Origin of the sequence: Cupriavidus sp. USMAHM13 (assembly GCF_001854285.1) — a bacterium.
GTDB classification, from domain to species: Bacteria; Pseudomonadota; Gammaproteobacteria; order Burkholderiales; family Burkholderiaceae; genus Cupriavidus; species Cupriavidus malaysiensis.
Genome location: NZ_CP017752.1, coordinates 1400867 through 1423390, shown reverse-complemented (window position 1 = coordinate 1423390; position 22524 = coordinate 1400867). Strand labels below are relative to the sequence as shown.

Genomic DNA, 22524 nt, shown 5'->3' with positions numbered 1-22524 from the left:
CCTTGCCCATGTCGGGCCAACAGGAGACCATCATGTTGCCCGTGATGCCTATTTCGTCCTCGAACGACAACGACAACGACATCGATGCACAGGAAACCCAGGAATGGCTGGATGCCCTGGAAGGCGTCATGGCCCATGAAGGCCCGGAGCGCGCGCACTTCCTCATCGAGCAATTGATCCGGCGCGCCCATGAGGCCGGCATCTACCTGCCATTCAGCGCCAACACGGCTTACCTGAACACGATTCCGGTCGAACGCCAGGCGCGCAGCCCTGGCGACCACGAACTGGAGCATCGCATCCGCTCCTATATCCGCTGGAACGCCATCGCCATGGTGCTGCGCGCGGGGCGTGACACCAACGTAGGCGGCCATATCGCCAGCTTCGCCTCGGCGGCCACCTTGTACGAAGTCGGCTTCAACCACTTCTGGCACGCGCCCTCCGGGCGGCACGGCGGCGACCTGGTGTTCTTCCAGGGACACTCGGCGCCGGGCTTCTACGCCCGCGCTTTCCTGGAAGGCCGGCTCAGCGAGGCGCAGATGGACAACTTCCGGCAGGAAGTCGGCGGCCAAGGCATCTCCTCCTACCCGCATCCCTGGTTGATGCCGGATTTCTGGCAGTTCCCGACCGTGTCGATGGGTCTTGGCCCGATCATGGGCATCTACCAGGCCCACTTCATGAAGTACCTGCAGGACCGCGGCTTCGGCGACCACCATGCACGAAAGGTGTGGGTGTTCTGCGGCGACGGCGAGATGGACGAACCCGAGTCGCGCGGCGCGCTGGGCATGGCCGGGCGCGAGCGGCTCGACAACCTGGTCTTCGTCATCAACTGCAACCTGCAGCGCCTGGACGGCCCGGTGCGCGGCAACGGGAAGATCATCCAGGAACTCGAAGCGGAATTCCGCGGAGCCGGCTGGAACGTGATCAAGGTGGTGTGGGGCAGCAAGTGGGACGCGCTGCTCGCGCGCGACAAGGAAGGCATCCTCGCGCAGCGGATGATGGCATGCGTGGATGGCGACTACCAGACCTTCAAGTCCAAGGACGGCGCCTATGTGCGCGAGCATTTCTTCAACACGCCCGCGCTCAAGGCGCTGGTGGCGGATTGGTCCGACGACGACATCTGGCTGCTCAACCGTGGCGGCCACGATCCGCACAAGGTCTACGCGGCCTACCTGGCCGCGGCCAGCCACACCGGCCAGCCCACCGTGATCCTGGCCAAGACCATCAAGGGTTACGGCATGGGCGAGGCCGGAGAGGCCCAGAACATCACCCACCAGCAGAAGCACATGCGCGTGGAAACGCTGGCGCGCTTCCGCGAGCGCTTCCGCCTGCCGCTGAGCGACGAGCAGTTGGCGGATCTCAGCTACCTGAAATTCGAGGAAGGCTCGCGCGAGCACGCCTATCTGCACGAATGCCGGCAGGCGCTGGGCGGCTACCTGCCCTCGCGCCGCCGCACGGGACCCTCGTTGCCGGTGCCGCCGCTCTCGGCATTCGACACCCAGCTCAAGGCCAGCGGCGAGGGCCGTGAGTTCTCTACCGCGATGAGCTTCGTGCGCATCCTCAATGGTCTGCTGCGCGACAAAGTGCTCGGCCGCCGCATCGTGCCGATCGTCTCGGACGAATCGCGCACCTTCGGCATGGAAGGGCTGTTCCGGCAGATCGGCATCTGGTCGCAGCAGGGGCAGACCTACACGCCGCAGGATGCCTCGCAGCTGAGCTTCTACAAGGAATCGAAGGACGGCCAGATCCTCCAGGAAGGCATCAACGAAGCGGGCGCCATGGCCGAATGGATCGCCGCTGCCACGTCGTACAGCACGCACGGCGAGCCGATGATTCCCTTCTTCATCTTCTATTCGATCTTCGGCTTCCAGCGCTTCGGCGACCTCGCCTGGGCTGCCGGCGACCAGCGCGCCCGCGGCTTCCTGCTGGGCGGCACGGCGGGCCGCACCACGCTCAATGGCGAGGGCCTGCAGCATGAAGATGGCCACAGCCTGGTGTGGGGCAGCGCCATCCCCAACTGCATCTCCTATGACCCCACCTTTGCCTATGAACTGGCGGTGATCATCCAGGACGGCCTGCGCCGCATGCTGCAGGAACAGGAGGACGTCTACTACTACATCACCGTGATGAACGAAAACTACGAGCATCCGGCGATGCCGGAAGGAGCGGAGCAGGACATCCTGAAAGGCATGTACGCGTTCCGCCGCGCTGGCGATGGCCAGGGAGCGCGCGTGCAGTTGCTCGGTGCGGGCACGATCTTGCGTGAGGCCATCGCCGCGGCTGACCTGCTGGAACAGGACTGGGGCGTCCAGGCCGACCTGTGGGCCTGCCCGAGCTTCACCGAACTGGCTCGCGACGGCAACGACGTGGTGCGCTGGAACCTGCTGCACCCCGACCAAGCGCCGCGGCAATCGCATGTGGAACGTTGCCTGGCCCAAACCCGCGGCCCGGTCATCGCCGCTACCGACTACGTGCGCTTGCTGGCCGAACAGATCCGACCCTTCGTGCCGCGTGCCTACACCGTGCTGGGCACCGACGGCTACGGCCGCTCGGACACCCGCGAAAAACTGCGCGACTTCTTCGAAGTGGACCGCCGCTGGATCACGCTGGCGGCACTGAAGGCGCTGGTAGACGAAGGCTCGCTGGAACGAAGCGTGCTGCGGGACGCCATCACCAGGTACGGTATCGACCCGGAGAAGCGCAATCCGCTGCATGGATGAGCCGCGGCCGGCGACACCTCCGCTGCCCCTCCCCAAGGCCGCGTTCCGGGGCGCCGCACGGGGGCCGGCCGGCCCAAGCGATCGCTTTGCCGCAGCGCAACAGAGATCCGCGATCGCCGCGCCATAGCGCAACGGGTCGGGCGGCAGGTTGCCGCATGTGGACAAGCACGCAAGCACCGCTCTTTTGCACTACCGTTCAATCTCCTGTCACGACGAATGCGCAAAGCCAATATGCAACTCAGGACCGAGGAGATCGAAGCCTACCTGCTGGTGGTGGAACTGGGCAGCGTCAGCGGTGCCGCACGCCGCATGTCGCTATCGAAGTCGGTCGTCAGCAAACGCATCAACGACCTCGAGCGCAGCCTTGGCGTCACATTGCTGCAGCGCTCCACGCGCCGTGTACAAGCCACCGAAAGTGGCCAGCATTTCTACGATCAGGCCCGTGCCGCGATGACGCAGCTGACCCACGCCGCGGAGAGCATCTCGGAGACGTCGCAACAACTGTGCGGCGAACTGCGGATCCTGGCGCCGATGAGCTTCGGCACGCTCTGGCTGTCGCCATTGATCGCCGAGTTTGCCAGCGCCTACCCGCGCTTGCACGTCGTGATGGATCTCGACGATCGAGTAGTCGACATCGGCCATGAGCGTGCCGACGTCGCCATCCGCATCACACGGCTGGGCGACAGCGCACTGATCGCGCGCAGGCTGGCAGTGAGCCGGCGCGTCGTATGCTGCAGCCCCGCCTATGCCGCACGCGCGGGCCTGCCGGCCAGCATCGGCGACATTGCCCGGCACGCCTGCCTCAGCTACAGCAACTCGCCGCCCGGCCAGGTCTGGGCGTTCCAGGACACCACACCGCAGGCCACGCGCAGGGCAATCACTGCGCGTGGCACATTCACCGCGAACAATGGCGAAGTACTGCGCGACGCGGCACTCGCCGGCCACGGCCTCGCGGCACTGCCCTTGTTCATCGTCGCCGCCGACCTGGCGGCGGGCCGCCTGATCCACGTCCTGCCGCACGAGACACTGCTCGACGACGGCATCTTCGCCGTTTATCCGCGTACCCCCTTCACCTCAAGAAAGATCCGCACGCTGGTGCAATACCTGCAACAGGCGATGTCGCCGCCACCGTGGGAAACGGAAGCCGGAGCCGGGTCCGCCGTGCCGGAGCCGGAATCGACGCTCCGGCGCCGACAAGGCTGAACGGCCAGGCCAAGAAGTCCGGCCCGCGCCGGTGACTGGCTCGCCATCGACCGGCCATCGGTACCAACCGCCTGGGCTCGGGCCGCCGGCCGCGCCCGGTGACCCGGGTATATCGGGGACTGCCCTGCTTCCGCCTCCTCGAAGCGCCGTCTTCCGCCATTGCGCCATAATCTGCGACCGATGCGATTCGCGCACGCCAGAAAACATATGCTCTATGAGACGCAAAATCCCTAGTACGATTGCGCTCGCGGTGTTCGAAGCCGCTGCCAGGCAGGGCAGCTTTGCGCGTGCCGCGAGCGAAGTCTGCCTGACGGAAAGCGCGGTCAGCAGGCAGATCGCTTCGCTGGAGACCTATCTTGGCGTCAAGCTGTTCACGCGCGTGCGCAAGCAGGTCGTCCTGAACGATGCCGGGCGGCTTTACCTCAAGAACATCGCGCGCAACCTGTCCGACATCGAAGCGCATACCGCCGCGCTGATGTCTCATAAGGGCGTGGGGGGTGTGCTGGAGCTTGCCGTGATCCCCACCTTCGCCAATCGCTGGTTGCTGCCGCGCCTGAGAGACTTCCGCGAGCGCCACCCCGACATCATCCTGAATCTCTCCGAGCGGCCGTTGCCGTTCGGTTTTGACGAGACGAACTTCGATGCGGCCCTGAATTTCGATCATCCCTCCTGGACCAATGTGGTCAAGGTGGACCTGTTCGACGAAGAGTTGGTGCCGATCGTCAGCCCACGCTATTTCGACGCCCTGCTGCTCGCCGCGCCGGCTGACCTGGCCCGCATGCCGCTGCTGCATAAGGCCACGCGGCCGGAAGCCTGGAAGCACTGGTTCGAAGCGGCCGGGGTGGCCGACTTCACGCCGGTGCCGGGCATGCATTTCGAGCTGTATGGGATGGTGATCGAGGCGGCCCGTGCCGGCTTGGGCGCCGGGCTGGTGCCGCGCGTCTATGTGCAGGATGAAATCCAGCGCAACGACCTGATCGTTCCCTTCGATCTTTCGCTCAAGCATGAAAAGCGCTATTGCCTGGTCTATCCCGAGCGCAAGAAGGACTCTGAACTGGTGCGGGTGTTTCGGGACTGGGTGGTCGGCATCGAGTCCGGCTTCCATGCCCGGCTGACATAGCGCAGCGCCGAGCCTGTCGTCCGCAAGCGCCCCGCCTGCGGACGCCATCCTCGCGCCGGCCCCTCCTTTCCCCGGCGCCAATGCAGCGCTGGCCGGCGTAGTCCGGGTCTGTCCGCCGACGCTTCCACTATCTACGCCGCCCACCGTCTACGCCGCCCACCGGTCGATGCCTTGCTGCCGCGCGGCATCGCTCAAGACTTCCGCTCTATCCCCCGCCGGACAGGCCTGTCCGGCTCCCGCGTCTCGAATGCCGCGCCGGCGCCGACCTTGCGCGAGCACGATGCCGACCACCGCCTCGCACCCGTGCCGTGCGCGCCTGCGTGGCAGCACGGGGCGGCCGGAGCGTGCCCGCGCAGGCGGCGGCCCGGGCAATTCCCCTCCGCCTGCGGACTGCCTCGGAAAGTTCATGACAAAACCTCATCTTCTCTGGAGTTCTTTTCGTTTGCCAGCGGCAAGCGCGATCACCAGAATCGACACGCAGGAAACGACACATCTCGACACATCCACCGGGCTTCCTGCCAATCACAGAGGACACTTTGCATGCCATCGCATTACCAACTCCTGATCAACAATGAATGGGTCGACCCTGTCCAGGGCGAATGGTTCGATTCGCTCGACCCGTACTCCGGCGAGCCTTGGGCACGGATCCCACGGGGGACACGGGAAGACGTCGACCGTGCGGCCCAGGCCGCGGCCGCCGCCATGAAGGGGCCATGGTCCAGGCTTTCGCCCACCGCGCGAGGCATGCTGCTCTACAAGCTCGCCGGCCTGATCGAAGAGAACCTGGAGCTGCTCACCGAAGTCGAAGCACGCGATAACGGCAAGCTGCGCAGCGAGGTCCGCGGCCAGGTGGGTTACGTCGCCAAGTATTTCTACTACTACGCCGGCATGGCGGACAAGATCCAGGGCGCCGTCATTCCGATGGACAAGCCGAAGGTCTTCAATTACACCCGCATGGAGCCGGTCGGCGTCATCGGCACCATCACCCCGTGGAACTCTTCTCTCCTCCTGACTGCCTGGAAGGTGGCGCCCGCCTTGTGCGCCGGCAACACGATCGTCGCCAAGCCGTCGGAACACACCTCCGTTTCGCTGCTGGAACTGGCCAAGCTCTTTGTGCAGGCGGGGTTCCCGCCGGGCGTGTTCAACGTGGTGACCGGCTTCGGCAAGGATGTCGGCGAGCCGCTGGTGGAACATCCCCTGGTTCCCATGATTGCCTTCACCGGCGGTGACGAGGGTGGCCGGCGCGTCAACATGGCGGCCGCCGCGCATTTCAAGAAGGTCACGCTCGAGCTTGGCGGCAAGTCCCCCAATATCGTGTTCGACGACGCCGACCTGACCAATGCGGCGAATGGCGTCATCACGGGCATCTTTTCCGCCGGCGGCCAGACCTGCATGGCCGGTTCCCGGCTGCTGCTGCAGGAGAGCATCCACGACGCGTTCGTCGATCGCCTGATCGCGATCGCCGGCAAGGCCAGGCTGGGCGACCCATCCCGCCCGGACGTGCAGATGGGACCGGTCGCCACGCGTCCGCAGTTCGACAAGGTGGTCGACTATATCCGCATTGCCAAGGAGGAAGGCGCGACTTGCGCCTTTGGCGGCAATGTCCGCAGCGGCCCCGGATTCGGCGCCGGCCAGTTCGTCGAGCCCACCATCTTCACCAATGTCTCGAACGAGATGCGCATCGCGCAGGAGGAGGTGTTCGGCCCCGTGCTGTCGGTGCTGAAGTTCAAGGATGAGGACGATGCGCTGCGCATCGCCAACGACATCCGCTTCGGCCTGGCCGCGGGTGTATGGACCAAGAGCCTGCACCGGACCATGTACATGTCCGAGCGGCTGCAAGCGGGCACGGTCTGGATCAACAACTATCGCTCCACCAGCTTCACCACGCCGTTCGGCGGCTACAAGGACAGCGGACTCGGTCGCGAAGGCGGCATGGAGGCCGTGAAGGAGTTCATGGAGACCAAGAGCGTGTGGATCTCCACGGACCTGGAAATGCCGGACCCGTTCATCCGCAAATACTGACCCCACCGCGAGGAGACACATCATGAGCACTGCGCACAGTGCCGACAGCTTCGACGTGATCGTGATCGGCTGCGGCATCTCCGGCCTCTCGGCAGCCGTTGCCGCGGCCGGCCGTGGCGTCAGCGTCGCTGTCATCGAGCGCGCCACGCGCGAGGAATCCGGTGGCAATACCCGCTGGACCGAGGCCTACTTCCGCATGAAGAGCGATACCGAGGTCAGCGACGATTTCGACGAGTTGCTCAGCGCGAACGCGGGCGACAATCTCGACCCCGATGTCATTCGCAGCATGGCCGCTCCCTACGAGGACTGGCCACCCCAAGTCAAGGCTCATGGCATGCCGGATCCCGAATTGCTGTCGACGCTTTCGAGCCAGGCCGGGCCGACCGTGCAGTGGCTCAAGTCCTTCGGTATCCGCTTCGATGCGCTGCCCACTTACTTCGTCACCGCCGCGGCCCCCCGCCTGATGCCGGTAGGCGGAGGACTGGCCATGATCGAAGCGTTGCATGCCCACGCCTCCGATCTTGGCGTGCGGTTCTTCTACGAAACCACGGCCAGCCGTCTGGCACGCCGGGATGCCAGCGGCAATCTGCGGCTCGGCCTGGTGGACGGCGGTGGCAATGCCTTCGCGCTGCGGGGACGCCATGTCGTGATCGCATCGGGCGGCTTCGAGGGAAATCCGGAGATGCTGGCGCAATACCTTGGCCCGGCGGCACGCTACATCCGTCCCGTGGCTCGCGGCGGCTATTACAACAAGGGCGAAGGCATCCGCATGGCGCTGGCCCTCGGCGCAGCGCCTGCCGGCGACTTCAGTTCCTTTCACGCCGAACCGCTGGACCCCCGCTCGGCCCAGGTCGAGGCGCTGGTCATGAACTTTCCCTATGGAATCCTCGTCAACAAGCTCGGCCAGCGCTTCACCGATGAAGCACCGGGACCGGTCGATGTTCACTACGACCATATCTCCCGGGCCTTCAAGGACCAGCCCGGCGGGATCGCATTCGTGATCTTCGACGGACGGATCGACGACGTGCCGAACTGGAGGAAAGGCATCCGCACCGACCAGCCGCCCCTGCGAGGCGAGAGCATCGCGGAACTGGCCGCGAAATGCGGCATTGCGCCGGAGGGTCTGGAGAAGACGGTGCAGTCCTTCAATGCCGCATGCCGGCCGGGCGAGTTCCGTCCGCTCGAAGTCGATCATCTCTGCACTTCCGGCATCCATCCGCCCAAGTCCAACTGGGCACGGCCGGTCGATACGGCCCCGTACTACGCCTACCCGATCATGCCGGGCATCTGTTTTACCTTCGGCGGCATCAAGGTCAATCGCCACGCCCAGGTGGTGGATACCGACGGCAAGGCGATTCCAGGGCTCTATGCGGCCGGCGAAGCTGCCGGCCTGTACTACCAGGTCTACACCGGGGCGACCTCGGTGATGCGGGGCGCCGTGTTCGGCAAGCTGGCCGGCGAGCATGCCGCGGCACAGGCGGGAAGACACCAGGAACGTTGACAAGCCCCCGCGGCCGCAGGAGATGCGGTCGCCCAGGATGCGGCCGCCAAAGAACAGGAAGCTACGGAACGTAGCAGGAGACAATGATGACCAACGCAACCCAGGCGCGGCGCCTCTCGCGCGTCGTCGGGGCAGGCACGCAAGTGGCCGCCCTCGCTATCGCCCTTGCCATGACGTTCGGTAGTATCCAGCCTTCCCGGGCGCAAGGTGGCTGGACCCCGGGCAGGCCCATCCGCCTGATCGTTCCTTACGCCCCCGGCGGAGGCACGGATGTCCTGGCCCGGCTGGTGGTGGCAGGTATCGAGAACGGCCTCGGCCAGCCGCTCATCGTGGAGAACCGCCCCGGCGCGAACGGCGTGATCGGTGCGAACCTCGTCTATCGCGCACCGCCTGATGGCTACACCCTGCTCTTCGCCGCCGCCGACTTCATATCGGTCGCCCCGTACATTCACCCGAAGGTCGTGCAGTTCCAGCCCAACAACTTCCGCCCCGTGGCCCCGGTGGCAAAGATGGGATTCGTCCTCGCCGGCAGGCCCGACGCGGAAACCCGGACCGTGCAGGACATCGTCGCCAAGGCGAAGAACGGCCCTGTCTCGTACGGGCACTGGGGCCCGGGCAGCATGGCGCAGATGGGCATGGAGATCCTGAAGACGAAAGCGCATATCGGCACGATGCTCGAGGTTCCCTTTGGCGGCGCCGCGCCGGTCATGACAGCCGTGATGGGAGGACAGGTCGACTACGCCTTCATCCCGACGCCGCTGGCGGTCGCCAACAAGACCAAGCTGCGTCTCTACGCGCTGGGATCACCGGAACGGTTCCCGTCGATCAAGGATATCCCCACCCTCGCGGAAAGCGGCTATGCCGTCGATGCCGATACGTGGTTCGGCATTCTCGCCCCGCCCGGCACGCCGCAGGCCGTGGTCGACGCCATCCAGGCACAGGTGGCGCGCGTCACCGGCCAGGCCGACTTCCGCGCGCGCCTGGCCGACATGGGATATACGCCGATCACGATCGATCCGAGGAAGTTCGGCGAGTTCGTCCAGGCCGAGAATCAGCGCTGGGGCGCGGCGGTCAAGGCGGCCCGCATCCGTGTGGAAGAGTGAGGCCGTGGCCGTGGCCGTGGGCAGGCGGCAAGCGGGTCCGCCAGGCCCGACGTAGCGCGGGTCAGGGGCGTGGCGCGCGGGGGCGAAGTCACCGGGTGGCGCGGTCGGATGGCATGCCGAAGCCCTGGCCCGCGAAGAGTCTCTCGGCCATGAAGTCGATGAACACGCGCAGTTTCGGCGCCAGGTGCTTGCTGGAGGGCCAGAGCAGGCGGAAGGAGCCTTGGTGTTCTATGTGCTTGTCCAGCACGGTGGTCAACTCGCCCAGTTCGAGCGCCTTGCTCACCATGAAATCAGGCAGGCAAGCGATGCCCAGGCCATCCTTGGCCACATCGAGCAGTGCTTCGGACGTGTTGCAGACCATGGTCGCCGGCAGCACCACGTCCGCCGCCGCCGCGTGGCTGCGCTTCAGCGGCCAGGCTTCGAACTTGCCGGTGCTGGGGAACTTGTGCTGCAGGCAGGCATGGCCGGCCAGATCGGCGGGCACCCGCGGCGTACCGTGGCGGGACAGATAGCCGGGCGACGCGACCAGCAGCAGGCGGTAGGTCCCGAGCGGACGGGACATCAGGCGCGAGTCCGTGGGCTCGCCGGTGCGCACGACGGCATCGAATCCTTCCTCGATGACATCCACCAGCCGATCCGAAAAATCCACGTCCAGTTCGATGGCCGGATAACGATGCATGAAGGCGGTCAGCACCGGCATGACCAGCCTGCCGACCAAGGGCAGGCTGATGCGCAGCCGCCCTTGCGGGGCCTGGCGCGTCTCGGACAGCTCCAGCTCGGCGGCCTCGACCTCGCACAGGATGCGCCGGCAGCGCTCCAGGAACAGCGTGCCTTCGGCGGTCAGCGTAATGCTGCGCGTGCTGCGGTGAAGCAAGCGGACGCCCAGCCGTTCTTCCAGCCGCGCCACGCTTTTGCCGACGGCGGAGGACGACACGCCAAGATTGCGCCCGGCCACTGAAAAGCTGCGCGTTTCGGCCGCCTGCACGAAGAACGCGATCCCGCTGAGTGATTCCATACCTCCATACCGCGAAGATTTAAGACTTTTTGTCCGCTATGTTCTGAACATTAGCATTATTGTCTTGCGTTCGCCATTAGCCTAAGGTAGTCGCCTGCGCTTCACGTGCGATCCCTGTGCGTGCAAGCGGCGCGCTGAACAGGCAGACCATGACGATTTCGACAGGAACAGGAACGCCCGGCAACGAAGGCAAAGCCGTGGAAGGATGCGGCCGGCTTCCCAGTTCGTGCGGGCCTTTTCGGTTGCCTGCGCGGCGCGCCGGAACGGCTTTCCGCCCCGCCCGATCGCGCTGACCCCATCCACTCAATACTCTGGAGCTTTCCATGCCGCACGCTTCGGCCCATCGTCTGCCGCTCCCCTCGACCCTGCCGCTTGCCAGCCTCACCGAGCGCGTCGATTCCGTCATCGACACCGCCATTGCGGAGCAGCGCGTCGTCGGCGCCACCGTCCTGATCGCCAGGCATGGCGAGACGGTCTACTCCCGGGCCGCCGGGTTCGCCGACCGGGAAGCCGGCCGTGTGCTGGCGCCGCACACACTGTTCCGGCTCTCCTCCGTCTCGAAGGTCTATGCATCGGTCGCGGCCATGGTACTGATCGGGCAGGAGCGGATCCGTCTCGATGCGCCGGTCACGACCTGGCTCCCCGACTTCCGGCCGGCAGCGCCGGACGGCAGCGTGTGCGACATCACGGTCCGTCATCTGCTCACCCATACCGCGGGCCTGGGCTATGGCTTCTTCGAGCCTGCCGACGGGCCGTACCATCGCGCCGGCGTATCGGACGGGATGGACATCGCCGACGTATCGCTGGAAGAAAATGTCCGGCGTATCGGCACGGTGCCGCTCCTGTTCGCGCCCGGCTCCGCGTGGAGCTACTCGCTTGCGACCGATGTGCTCGGGCTCGTGATCGAGAAAGCGTCCGGCCTGCCGCTTGCCAAGGCGATCCGGGCACTGGTGACGGCACCGCTCGGCTTGGCCGACACCGGCTTTTCCGTGGCCGACTCCGCCCGTCTCGCGGCGGGGTATATCAACGAGGGTGGCGCGTCCCGCCGCATGGCCGACCTCGAACTGGTCCGCCTGCCCTTTATCCCGGAGGCGGAAGGCATGCGCATGGCACTGGGGCGGGCCTTCGAGAGCCATGCCTTTGCCTCGGCCGGCGCGGGCATGATCGGCTCGGCCGAGGATCTGCTCGCCCTCCTCGAAACCCTGCGCAAGGGCGGCGCGCCGCTGCTGTCAGCGTCCCAGGTCGAGGCCATGGCGACAGACCAGGCGCCGGGCATGGACCTCCTGCCATGGCCGGGCCGCGGCTTCGGCCTCGGCTTCACGGTGCTGCGCAATCCAGCCGCGGCCAACTCGCCCGAACCCGCGGGGACGTGGCGACTGGGCGGCGCCTACGGGCATTCGTGGTTCGTCGACCGCGCCAACGGCCTGACCGCCGTCGCCTTCACCAATGCCGGCCTGGAAGGCCAGTCGCCTGGCGGACGGTTCCCGGATGATCTCGCCAACGCCATCTATGGGTGATCGGCTGAGCGGGGAGGATGAGCCAGCGTGAAGGCGGCAATGCAGCCTCCGCAATGGCGTGCAATGGGGAGGCCGGAAGAAGACCATGCGAACGAGTCGCTGGGTTGCACCCTGAGGTTGGGCCTGCTTTGCGTAGTGGGAAGCGGTGGCCGAGGATCGACGCGCAACGAATCGCCGGCATCTGAATGATCCCTGCTTGAGGAGGGCGAGATGCCAAGCGATCTTCGCTAAAGTTCCGGAAAAACGGTGCCATTCAATACAAGAATGGCAGAGATTTTCAGGGAAAAGAACCTTAGGAATCGCTGATCCATGAGGCTTGCGCTTGATGTTGCACAAGCCAAGGATTTGCCAGGGAATTCGGTTTTCGCAACGCGGCAGAGAGGGACGATTCAAGCCATTTTTCTCTCGTTTCGCACCTTTCCTGGCGCGCTGTGCGCGCTCAGGATGGATTGCTCCCCTGTGAGGCCGACAACAGCTTCCTGGTGAGCGCCAGATTCGCCAGGCCAGACGGGCTGAACCACCCGTGTCGCCAAACGCGTGCTCCAGATGACTGCCGTGCTGATTAAATCAGTCTTTCCCTAACTCATGAAAACGATCTTGCTCCCTATCCATCTCGCAGCCATGGGCGTGTGGCTTGGTTGCGTTCTCACAGAAGCACTATTTGAGCGGGCACTTTCGGGCAAAAGCCGGGAGCATGAGTTGCTCTTGTCAGCCCTTCACAAGCGCGTCGATATCATCGTCGAAATCCCGGCGTTCATAGTTGTGCTCGTCACAGGCTGGATCATGCTCCCGAGCGCGGCATCGAGCTCGCTATTGCTCACCAAAGTGGCCTCAGGCCTTGTCGCCATGGCAGCGAATGTATTTTGCGTTGGCTTGGTCTTCAAACGCTACGCTGCCGCATCGGCCAACAACTGGGATGTCTTTGCCCGTCTTGATAGACTTCAACACAAGGTGGGCGCTGTTGTTCTTATCGGCATCCTGGGCGCGATGAGTGTTGGTTTTTACTTGTATGCACGCGCCTGACGGACTGCTGAAGTCGACTTCCTGGCACACTCACGGCACAGTCCAGACCTTAGCCCTGCCGCGCCTGGGCGGCGGCCTCAAACAACTCGTCGACGCTGGTGGCCTTCTCCAGCGACCAGATGGCGCTGAGGAGCTGCTCACCGTGAGGCCTGCTGATCGCCGACCCCGCCGTGCGCCAGAACTTCTCCTCGATGCCCGCGCGCGTCAGCGGGAACCGGGAAGAGCCCCACAGGTCCTCCGCCTGCTCGGTCAGCGTCTCACCGGACTTCAGCGTGACCGACACCCGGTTTGGAATCTTGCGCGGCGTCATTGCCGTCAGCACAGGGTCCTCGACCACCTTGATCTTCGCCATCAGCGCACGCACGTCCGGGGCCGCCAGATTGGCTTCGGCGTAGCTGGCGTTGGTGATCGTTCCATCGAGCAGGGCGCGCGCCACCACGTAGGGCATGCTGTGGTCGGCCGACTCTTTTGTCGCCGGGGCCCACATTTCCCGCTCACTGCCGGTGAATCGGTATCCGAACTGCGTTGTGGCGACCAGCACCCGCTCGATCTGGTTGCGATCCGGAATCCTCTTCGACAGCCGGATCGCGGACTCTACGGCGGTGATGGTGTGGCCTTGCGCTGGATAGGGCTTGACCAGCACGTCATGAATGCGGAAGCCCGTGCCCCGGGTGCCGAAGCCCGCCGTGTCCAGTTCAAGACCGGCGCCGGCCACCAGGCGGTTGAACCCCATCGTTCCCTCGAAGATGGGGCTGGGACCGGTGATTCCCTCCCTCGCCAGGCGGGCGGCGAAGACACCGCTGCGCGACGCCGATGCATCGGCGAGCCCCTTCCAGTTCGAGAGCACCTGGACCCGGGTCTGATTCATGGCGACATGGTCCACCAGCGCGATGTTCACGGCTTGTGTCAGCTGTTCTACCGGTAACCGCATCAGCTTGCCAGCAGTCAACGCAGCCGTCACCACACCATAGCTGGGGTTGTCCCAGCCGCGCGCGCTGAGCGATGCCGCATCGAACAGCCGGCACTCAATCTCGTAGGCCGCGATCGCCGACACAATGAAGTCGGTGATCGAGCGGCCTTCAGACTGGGCCACGGCCAGGCACACCGAGAGGTGATCGCTCGGATGGCCCGCCTCCTTGGACAGGTAGCCATCATTGAGGTCGTAGTACCGGATTGCCGCGCCGTTAGCGAAGGCGGCCAGTTCCGCCGAGCCCCGGCGGCGCGTTCCGATCAGCGCCGCTTCGGCCGGGCCGCTCGCGTCGGCCAGGCCGAAGCACCTGGCAATGACCGGCTCGTCCAGCGCGGCCAGCGCGCAGCCGAAGGTGTCGACCAGGCGCAGCTTCAGCGCCTCCAGCGTCGCCGCGTCGATATCGGCTTCGCCGAGCGCGTGCACGTACTCGGCCAGCCGTTGCGCCAGCGGCGCTGCATCGGAACGCGGCGCAACCGGTGCCCCCCGTGCCAGCCCGCCAGCCCCCATGAGGCCGATGGCCGCTGCAGCCGGCAAGGCCCTGAGGAGAAACCCGCGCCTGCGATCCGACGTGTGACTCGTTGCCTGTCTCACTGCCTGTCTCCTTGTCTTCCGAGTTGGTTCTTGTGTGTGAATCGGCCGGTCGCGCTGCGACTGCGGCGATGGTTGTCGCTGCGGGAGACGCCCATCACGTTTGCGATGAGGCGACCGGCTCGCCCGCAGCCGTCATGGAAGAGCCCACCGGATCGCAATACGAACATCATGTATGCATTCGACTGATTTTTCAAGACAAGGATGCATAAAACACCATGCAATATGCCAAAATGCATACACCAAGAGAAAGGAGATCTTCACGTGCCTAGCCTCACATCTATCCGCCGGACCCGTCCCGCGCGCCGGTGAACGGCGGACTCCCTCCTGCTGGAGACACCTGCCGGGCAGACCAAGGCGCCGCTGACGTCAGGCTCCTTATCTCACCCGCGCATAGGCATCCTCAAACGCCCGTACCACGGCATCGAAAGCACGGGCGCCGTGCCCGCTCTCGATCCGACAGAAAGCCAGTTGCCGCCAGGGCGCCTCCTTTCCCAGGTTCATCTCCCGCAGCGGATAGGCGGCCCGCAACTGCTGCCGCGGCCGTGGTATCACGGTGGCGCCCATGCCTCCGGCAACCATGGCAACGATCGCGTCCGTGGACTCGATCTCCGCAACGGCTTTGGCATTGGGCGCGATCTGGCGCACGAAGTCGGCGGCAATTCTGCCGCCGGTGATGCCGCGGTGATAGCGTATCCATCCGTGCATGGCCAGCGCTTCGGCAGGCGAGCGCGCAGTGGAGCCATGCGGTGCAAGCAGCGCGAAGACCTCGCGCGCGAGATCGCGCCAATGCAGCCGTGATGATCCGCCCGACAGCGGCCGCACGAGGAGCGCAGCGTCGATGCGGCCGCCTCTCAGATCGTCCAGCAGTGTGGCCGAGGGCGCGGATGTGAGCCGGATCTCCAGGCCGGGATACTGCTGGCGCAGCTTCTGCAAGGCGACAGGCCCGGCGCTGACCAGCGCACTTGGAATCAGGCCCAGCCGCAGGATTCCCTCGATACCTGGGCTGCGTCGCGAACGCATCGCCTCGATCGCCGCCATGGCTTCCTTCACCACGGCCGCCGTCTCGAGCCCGAACGGCGTAGGCGTGACGGAGGCGCCGGAGCGGTCGAACAAAGGATGTCCGAAGTATTGCTCCACTTGCTTGATCTGCAAGCTGACCGCGCTCGGCGTGAGGCTAACCCTCTCGGCGGCCGCCACGAAGCTGCCGCTCTCGACCACCGCCGTCAGCGTATTCAACATGTCGAGCTTCATAAGGTTTTCTCACTTTGTGATCAATGAAAAATCAGCTTCCTTTAGGCTCACGAAGCTTAAGATCTGATGCAGCCCATGACAAGGGCGACACAAGAACAGAATCGAAGGAGACAGCATTGACACCCCATTTGCGCTGGCACCGTGGGGCCGCGGCGCTCTGCGCGGCCATGGTGATGAGTACCGGTGCGGGCGGCGCCCAGCCTGCCGCTGGCAAATTTCCGTCCCGGCCGCTGACCCTGGTGGTGCCCTATCCCGCAGGGGGTTCCAATGACAATGCCGCCCGGCTGCTGGCCAGGAAGCTGAGCGATGCGTTGGGTCAGCCGGTCGTGGTGGACAACCGGTCTGGCGCCAGCGGTACGCTGGGCGCCGAGCATGTCGCCAGGGCCGCGCCGGACGGATACACGCTGCTCTATGCATCCTCGTCCTTCCTGACGGCATCGGTGCTCCGGGCGCGCCCTGTGTACGATCCACTGAAGGATTTCGTGCCGGTGGCGCGTGTCAGCCGTGCTCAGTTCGTGATCACGGTCGGCAAACACGTATTGGCAAAGACGCTTCAGGATCTGATTGCGCAAGCCAGGACCCATCCTGGCAAGCTCAGTTATGGCAGCTCGGGTATCGGCAGCATCAACCACTTCGCCACGGAAGCCTTTGCCGAGAGCGCCGGCATCAGGCTGACGCATGTGCCCTATCGTGGCATGACACCTGCCATGCAAGACCTGGCCGGCGGCCACGTCGACATCGTGCTGGGCAGCGTCCCTTCCACCATGGCGCAGGTGAAGAGCGGGCGCGTACGCGCACTGGCAGTGACGGGGGAAAGCGCAGCGCCGCAACTGCCGGGATTGCCGATCGCGGCGTCGGCCGGCGCGCCGGGATTCACCTTCGACGCCTGGTCTGGCGTGCTCGCGCCGGCAGGCACGCCGCAGGCTCTGATCGACCTGCTCGGCACTGAGGTCGCGCTGGCACTGAAGGACCCCGCCCTGCGTGCCGCCTTCGACGCCGAAGGCGCGAGCCTGGCACCAATGGGTTCCGCGGAGTTCAGCCGGATTCTTGCCACCGAGCTGCAGCGGTTCCGCCAGCTCGCCCAGAAAGCCGACATCCGGGCGGAGTGAAAACATGGAATATATGCGCAGCAAGCTGTTCCTGCCTGCCACCCGGCTTGATCTGGCCGGCAAGGCACTGGCCAGCGGTGCGGACGCCGTCTGCATCGACCTCGAGGACGCCGTGACCAAAGCCGGCAAGGACGACGCGCAGCGAGCCGCCAGCCTGTACCTGCAATCCGTCAGGCGCTCGGTGAGCCCGCCGCTGATCGTGCGGATCAATGCCGTGGGCGGCGACCACTGGCGGCAGAACCTGGAGGCGGTGGCCCTGCCGTCTGTCGTGCAGATCAATCTGCCGAAAGTCGAGCAGCCCGACGCGATCCTCATGGCAGCGGCCGCGCTGGATGTTCTGGAGCACCAGCGCGGCATCCTTTCGCCCATCGGCCTGCTGATCAACATCGAAACGCCTGCTGCGCTGGCCCGGGCCGCTCAGCTTGCCAGCGCGCATCCGCGCGTCGCGGGCCTGCAGGTGGGCTTCGGCGACCTGTTCCTGGCGTGCGGCATCGACCGCAACAACGCGGCTGCCCGTGACCATGTCCGCATGACGGTCTCGGTTGCGGCCGCGCAGGCAGGCATTCCCTGCTATGACGGTGCCTTCGCTGACGTACGCGACACGGCCGGCCTTGAGCGCGAGGCGCGCAACGCGCGGGCCTTCGGCTTTACAGGCAAATCTTGCATCCATCCGCGCCAGGTTGCCACCGTCAACGCGGCGTTCACGCCGGGCGGTGACGAGATGGCCTGGGCCCGCAAGATCGTCGAGGCCGCAGGTCATGTTGACGACCCCGGCCAAGGCGCCTTTCTTGTCGATGGACAGATGGTGGACGAGCCGCTGTTGCGGCTGGCCCAACGCCTGCTCGCGAGAGCGCCAGTCTGAGCGCCTTATCGCCTTATCGCCTTATCGCCTTATCGCCTTATCGCCTTATCGCCCTATCCGGAACCCCATCATGTCATGTCCATCCCAGTACACGACGGGCCGTGGCGGCCCGCTCGCGGGCATCACCGTGCTCGATCTCAGCGCCTATCTGGCAGGCCCTTACGGCTGTACTCTGCTGGCCGACCTCGGCGCGCGGGTCATCAAGATCGAACCGCCGGGAGGAGACAATGTGCGCCACTACCCTTCGACACTCAAGCCGGAGGCACGTGGCTTCGTTGGAAACAACCGCAGCAAGGAAGGCATCGTACTCGACCTGAAGCACCCCGATGGGCTGGCGGCGCTGAAGCGCCTGATCCGGCAGTCTGACGTGCTGGTACACAACTTCCGCCCCGGCGTGCCGGCCAGGCTGGGCATCTCATATGCGTGCCTGAGCACTGACCATCCCCGCCTGGTCTACTGCGCCGTGACGGGCTACGGCGAGTCCGGGCCGCTGAAAGACCATGCGGGCTACGACCAGGTGCTGCAGACCATGACGGGCTTGTCTGAAGCGCAGGGCGCAGTACGGAACGAGCCACCGCAACTGCTGATGGGGTCGATCGTCGACTACTACACCGCTTGCATGGCTGCATTCGGCATCGTATCGGCACTCTATGCCCGCGAACACACTGGCTGCGGCCAGTACGTCGGTGCTTCGCTGATGCGTAGTGCGCTGGCGATGCAGGCCGGGCGTTTCGTGTGGGCTGACAGCGAGCCGCTCGACGCCGGCAGAGAGTTTGGTTCGGGGGGCGTGACAGGCTTGCATCCGACCCGCGATGGCTGGCTCTACATTTCGGCCAATACGCCGCATTTCTGGAAGTCACTGTGCCGCCTGCTGGGGCTGCCAGCCTTGGGCGACGACGATCGCTACGACAGTATCCGCAAGCGTGCGGAGCGCGCCAGCGAAATCGTGCCGGCCATCCGCGAGGCCCTGCTGGCACGCAGCGCCCTGGAGTGGGAAGCCGTCTTTGGCAGCGAGGTGCCGTGCGCAGCCGCCCGATCGGTCAGCGCAATGTTCAGCCATCCGCAGGTTCTGGCCCAGGACCTGGTGCATCGCTACGAGCACCCGACGGTGGGCTCGTTCCTGGGCTTCAAGAACCCGATCGAGTTTGGCGCCACGCCCTGCCCCGCCCCCTTTGCCTCGCCGACGTTGGGCCAGCACACGCGAACCGTGCTCGCCTCATTTGGCTTCGAGCCAGCGGAGATCGAAGCCCTGGAGCGGCAAGGAACGACCAGCATGCATCAACCTGCCCAGGCGTCAGCATGAATACCACCCAGACCCGTTGGCGCTTCCGGCCCGATCACTCCAATTGGGGCGACTATGGCCCCGACGACCGGCTAGGCCAGTTGAATGAGATTACCCCGGAACGAAGACGGCGCGCCCTGGAGGAAGCGACGGATGGCATCGCCTTCTGCCTGTCGCTGCCACTGGACAAGGGTCCACGGCTCAATGCGAGCCGGCATCCGCCGAGTCTCGCCGCGGCGCTCCGCGACGGTCGTCCGCGCTACAACCAGTGCGCCCGCGACCTGCATGCCGGTCTGACCGACGTGGTATGCGACGACAGGGTTACGCTCTACACGCAGTTTTCAACACAGTGGGACGCCCTGGCGCACGTCGGTGCCTTGTTCGATGCGGACGGTGACGGCGAGCCAGAGATCCGCTACTACAACGGCTGGCCGCCAGCCGACATTGGCTTATCCGCCCTCGGGATCGAGCACATGGCTGCGACGGGTGTGCAGGGCCGCGGGGTGATGATCGACCTGCACCGGCACTTCGGCACGGCGCGCGTGCAGGTGGGCTACGAGAAGCTCGCCCGCATCCTCGACATCGACGGCATCGTGGTGGAGCCGGGCGACATGGTTTGTTTGCACACCGGTTTCGCGCAACTGCTGCTGGATGGAGCGCCGCGGACGGCCGAGGATCTCGCGCAGGCCTGCCCTGTGCTGGACGGCTCCGATCGGCAATTGCACGAATGGATTTCCGCAACACGCATCGCTGTGCTTGCTGCCGACAACGTCGCGGTCGAAGCGCGGCCCGCCGCGCCGGAGGCTGGCTATTCCGGGCCACTGCTGCCGCTCCACGAACACTGCTTGTTCAAGCGAGGCGTGCATCTCGGCGAGTTGTGGCACCTCACCCCGCTCGCCCGATGGTTGCACGCCCACCAACGTTATCGCTTTCTGCTGACGGCCCCGCCGCTGCGGCTGCCGGGGGCCGCCGGGTCGCCCGCTACGCCGGTCGCCACCGTGTGACAGCCGGCGATTCGTCCATCATTCGTCGGAGCTACCTCATGCAACGTACCCAATTCAGGCTGCTGACTGCTTTTCTGGTCGGTGCGGCGGCACTCGTGCCTGCCCTCCTGCACGCACAGCCAGCGTGGCCCGGCAAGCCGATCCGGCTCGTGAGTCCGGCGGCCCCCGGCCAGGCTGCCGACGTCATCGGGCGGACGGTGGCTCAGGGACTTGCCACTGCCCTTGGCCAGCCGATAGTGGTCGAGAACAGGCTGGGCGCGGGCGGAATGATCGGCACTGACGCCGTAGCCAAGGCGGCGCCTGACGGCTACACATTGCTGATCGCGAGCAGTGGCCCGCTGGTGATCACGCCGGCGGTGTTCCGGAAGGTACCTTATGAGCCGATCAAGGACTTCGTGTACGTCGCCAGTCTGGCCACGACGCCGCAAGTCCTTCTGGTTCGCGCCGACTCGCCCTACAGGACCTTGGCCGACTTCATCAACGCGGCCAAGGCCAGGCCGGGCGAGCTTGCCTATGGATCGACCGGCACCACGAGTCAACTGGCCATGGAATCGCTGGCGATGCATGGCGGCATCAAACTGAACCATGTGCCCTTCAAGGGCAATACCGAGGCAACGACACAGCTGCTCGGCGGGACAATCGCCGCGGTGTACGACACGGTTCCCGGCTCGCTGACGCTTGTGCGATCGGGCAAGCTGCGGCCGCTCGGCGTGGCAGCGCCGAGGCGCTCGCCATTCCTGCCAAACACCCCGGTTTTGGCTGAAGCCGGCTTTGCCGGCGCCGAGGCAGTGGGCTGGATCGGCATCGCCGCGCCAGCCGGAACGCCGGCGGCAATCGTGGACCGGCTGCACGCGGAGATCAGCAAAGTGCTGGAGAGGCCTGAAGTGATGGCGCAATTCCAGCGCCTCGGCTTCGCGCGTGCCGGAGCGGGCAGGCTGGAGTTCGAGTCGTTCGTCAGGGAGGAAAAGAAGAAATGGGCCGAAGTGGCCAGACGAACGGGAGTAGAGGTTCAGTAGTGCCGCAGCAATACCAAGAACAAAATACTCAGGAGGCATGTGTAATGAAGAAGAAGCTTGGACTCTTAACCTTGCTGGGCGCCGCCTCGGGGCAGGCGGTCGCGCAATCGAATGTCACGCTGTACGGGCTCGTCGACACCAATATCGAGTACGTCAGCAATTTCTCGGCAATCCCACCCACTCAGCAAGGATTCCCTGGCCCATCTCGCAACAGGTTCGCCATGGCCTCCGGCGGGCTGTCCGGCTCGCGCTGGGGTCTGCGGGGCACCGAAGATCTGGGCGACGGCATGAAGTCCCTCTTTGTGCTGGAAAGCGGCTTTTCAAGCGACGACGGCAGGATGCAGCAAGGTGGGCGTCTCTTTGGCCGTCAAGCCTATGTCGGCCTGCAGCGCAACGGCATCGGCACGGTCACGTTCGGGCGCCAGTACACCTCGATTTTCAACGCCTTATCGGATTTCTCCCCGACCAAGTACGGCTCTCAGTACGAGCCTCTCGGCCTTCAGCTCGGTTTGAACTACCGCTCCGACAATGTCGTGAAGTATGTCGGCAGCTTTGGCGGGCTGACCGCCAACGCCTACTGGTCCTTCGGAAACGGTGCCGCAGGTGCCGGCGAAGTTGCCGGCCAGTTCCGTCGCGACACAGGCTATGGTGGAGCGCTCAGTTATGCCGAGGGATCGTTCGGCGCGACCGCCGTCTATGACCAGTACAACCCTACGCTTTCCGCCACGACGGGCGCAACCGGCAGCTTCAGGAAGTTCGCCGTCGCGGCCAGCTACGAGGCGGGTCCGGCAAAAATCATGGGCGGATATCGCTGGGGGCTGAACAAGAGCGCCACCGATGCAATCCTCTTGCGGGATGACTACTACTGGGTCGGCATCAACTACAAGGCAGCCTCTGCCCTCACGCTGACGCTCGGCTACTACTATGACGACGTGAAGAACCTGGCCGGTACAAACGTCAAGAATCCGTGGCAGCTTTCGTTTATTGCGGACTATGCCTTCTCAAAACGTACGGATGTCTATCTCACCACCGCCTATGCCAGGCACTCCGGACTGAACTTTGACACTTCCGCAATCAACTTTGCCAACGGCTATTACCTTGCCGCCGGCAAGAACAGCATGATGGGCGTGGCGATCGGCCTGCGCCACCGGTTCTGATGCCAGCGCGTCGCCAGCACCGTCTGTAGGCGCTGAGTTCCGCGTACTCGTCGCACGGCTC

General features: G+C 65.2%; 17 protein-coding genes. 14 read left to right on the top strand and 3 right to left on the bottom strand.

Annotation, left to right across the window (positions count from 1 at the left end; all coding sequences use genetic code 11):
- Positions 1 to 32 precede the first annotated feature (32 nt).
- From aceE to BKK81_RS24645, 6 genes are all read left to right on the top strand, one after another.
- Positions 33 to 2717, top strand: a complete 2685-nt coding sequence (gene aceE, locus BKK81_RS24670; protein ID WP_071018506.1) for a pyruvate dehydrogenase (acetyl-transferring), homodimeric type — start codon at positions 33 to 35, stop codon at positions 2715 to 2717.
- Between the two features lie 231 nt (positions 2718 to 2948).
- Complete coding sequence (locus BKK81_RS24665) at positions 2949 to 3920, top strand: LysR family transcriptional regulator (RefSeq protein ID WP_071018504.1); 972 nt, start codon at positions 2949 to 2951, stop codon at positions 3918 to 3920.
- A 214-nt stretch (positions 3921 to 4134) separates the two neighbouring features.
- Positions 4135 to 5040 (top strand): LysR substrate-binding domain-containing protein, encoded by a 906-nt coding sequence (locus BKK81_RS24660; RefSeq protein WP_071018502.1) that lies wholly within the window; start codon positions 4135 to 4137, stop codon positions 5038 to 5040.
- Between the two features lie 540 nt (positions 5041 to 5580).
- Positions 5581 to 7062 (top strand): aldehyde dehydrogenase, encoded by a 1482-nt coding sequence (locus BKK81_RS24655; RefSeq protein ID WP_071018500.1) that lies wholly within the window; start codon positions 5581 to 5583, stop codon positions 7060 to 7062.
- Positions 7063 to 7084: 22 nt separating this feature from the next.
- Entirely contained in the window at positions 7085 to 8563 is a 1479-nt protein-coding gene (locus BKK81_RS24650) for an FAD-dependent oxidoreductase (RefSeq protein WP_071018498.1), read from the top strand.
- An 83-nt stretch (positions 8564 to 8646) separates the two neighbouring features.
- The gene (locus BKK81_RS24645) at positions 8647 to 9666 is read left to right on the top strand and encodes a Bug family tripartite tricarboxylate transporter substrate binding protein (RefSeq protein WP_083384412.1); all 1020 of its coding nucleotides are present in this window, start codon (positions 8647 to 8649) and stop codon (positions 9664 to 9666) included.
- Between the two features lie 88 nt (positions 9667 to 9754).
- Here BKK81_RS24645 and BKK81_RS24640 read toward each other — a convergent pair whose 3' ends face one another.
- Positions 9755 to 10681, bottom strand: coding sequence for a LysR family transcriptional regulator (locus BKK81_RS24640; RefSeq protein ID WP_071018494.1), 927 nt, complete (start codon positions 10679 to 10681; stop codon positions 9755 to 9757).
- A 323-nt stretch (positions 10682 to 11004) separates the two neighbouring features.
- Between BKK81_RS24640 and BKK81_RS24635 the strand changes: the two genes are divergently transcribed.
- Together BKK81_RS24635 and BKK81_RS24630 are read left to right on the top strand one after the other, a co-directional pair.
- Complete coding sequence (locus BKK81_RS24635; protein ID WP_071018492.1) at positions 11005 to 12198, top strand: serine hydrolase domain-containing protein; 1194 nt, start codon at positions 11005 to 11007, stop codon at positions 12196 to 12198.
- Between the two features lie 585 nt (positions 12199 to 12783).
- Positions 12784 to 13221 carry a hypothetical protein gene (locus BKK81_RS24630; protein WP_071018490.1) on the top strand — a complete coding sequence of 146 codons (438 nt, stop codon included), beginning with the start codon at positions 12784 to 12786 and terminating at the stop codon, positions 13219 to 13221.
- A 49-nt stretch (positions 13222 to 13270) separates the two neighbouring features.
- Here BKK81_RS24630 and BKK81_RS24625 read toward each other — a convergent pair whose 3' ends face one another.
- Entirely contained in the window at positions 13271 to 14782 is a 1512-nt protein-coding gene (locus BKK81_RS24625) for an MmgE/PrpD family protein (protein WP_156811436.1), read from the bottom strand.
- 375 nt (positions 14783 to 15157) lie between these two features.
- A complete protein-coding gene (locus BKK81_RS24620) occupies positions 15158 to 16033 on the bottom strand; it encodes a LysR family transcriptional regulator (protein WP_071018486.1) in 876 nt (291 codons plus the stop codon).
- A 116-nt stretch (positions 16034 to 16149) separates the two neighbouring features.
- Here BKK81_RS24620 and BKK81_RS24615 point away from each other — a divergent pair, with 116 nt between their 5' ends.
- The 6 genes from BKK81_RS24615 (at position 16150) to BKK81_RS24590 (ending at position 22463) form a co-directional block, all read left to right on the top strand.
- Positions 16150 to 17142: a tripartite tricarboxylate transporter substrate binding protein gene (locus BKK81_RS24615; protein ID WP_197524050.1), complete on the top strand. Its 993-nt coding sequence runs from the start codon at positions 16150 to 16152 to the stop codon at positions 17140 to 17142.
- A gap of 4 nt (positions 17143 to 17146) precedes the next feature.
- The gene (locus tag BKK81_RS24610) at positions 17147 to 18004 is read left to right on the top strand and encodes an HpcH/HpaI aldolase/citrate lyase family protein (RefSeq protein ID WP_231908208.1); all 858 of its coding nucleotides are present in this window, start codon (positions 17147 to 17149) and stop codon (positions 18002 to 18004) included.
- A 70-nt stretch (positions 18005 to 18074) separates the two neighbouring features.
- Positions 18075 to 19307 carry a CaiB/BaiF CoA transferase family protein gene (locus BKK81_RS24605; protein WP_071018484.1) on the top strand — a complete coding sequence of 411 codons (1233 nt, stop codon included), beginning with the start codon at positions 18075 to 18077 and terminating at the stop codon, positions 19305 to 19307.
- Positions 19304 to 20290: a cyclase family protein gene (locus BKK81_RS24600; protein WP_071018482.1), complete on the top strand. Its 987-nt coding sequence runs from the start codon at positions 19304 to 19306 to the stop codon at positions 20288 to 20290. The genes BKK81_RS24605 and BKK81_RS24600 overlap by 4 nt, the downstream gene beginning before the upstream one ends.
- Positions 20291 to 20328: 38 nt before the next feature.
- Complete coding sequence (locus BKK81_RS24595) at positions 20329 to 21306, top strand: Bug family tripartite tricarboxylate transporter substrate binding protein (protein WP_071018481.1); 978 nt, start codon at positions 20329 to 20331, stop codon at positions 21304 to 21306.
- A 44-nt stretch (positions 21307 to 21350) separates the two neighbouring features.
- Entirely contained in the window at positions 21351 to 22463 is a 1113-nt protein-coding gene (locus BKK81_RS24590; protein WP_071018479.1) for a porin, read from the top strand.
- Positions 22464 to 22524 lie beyond the last annotated feature (61 nt).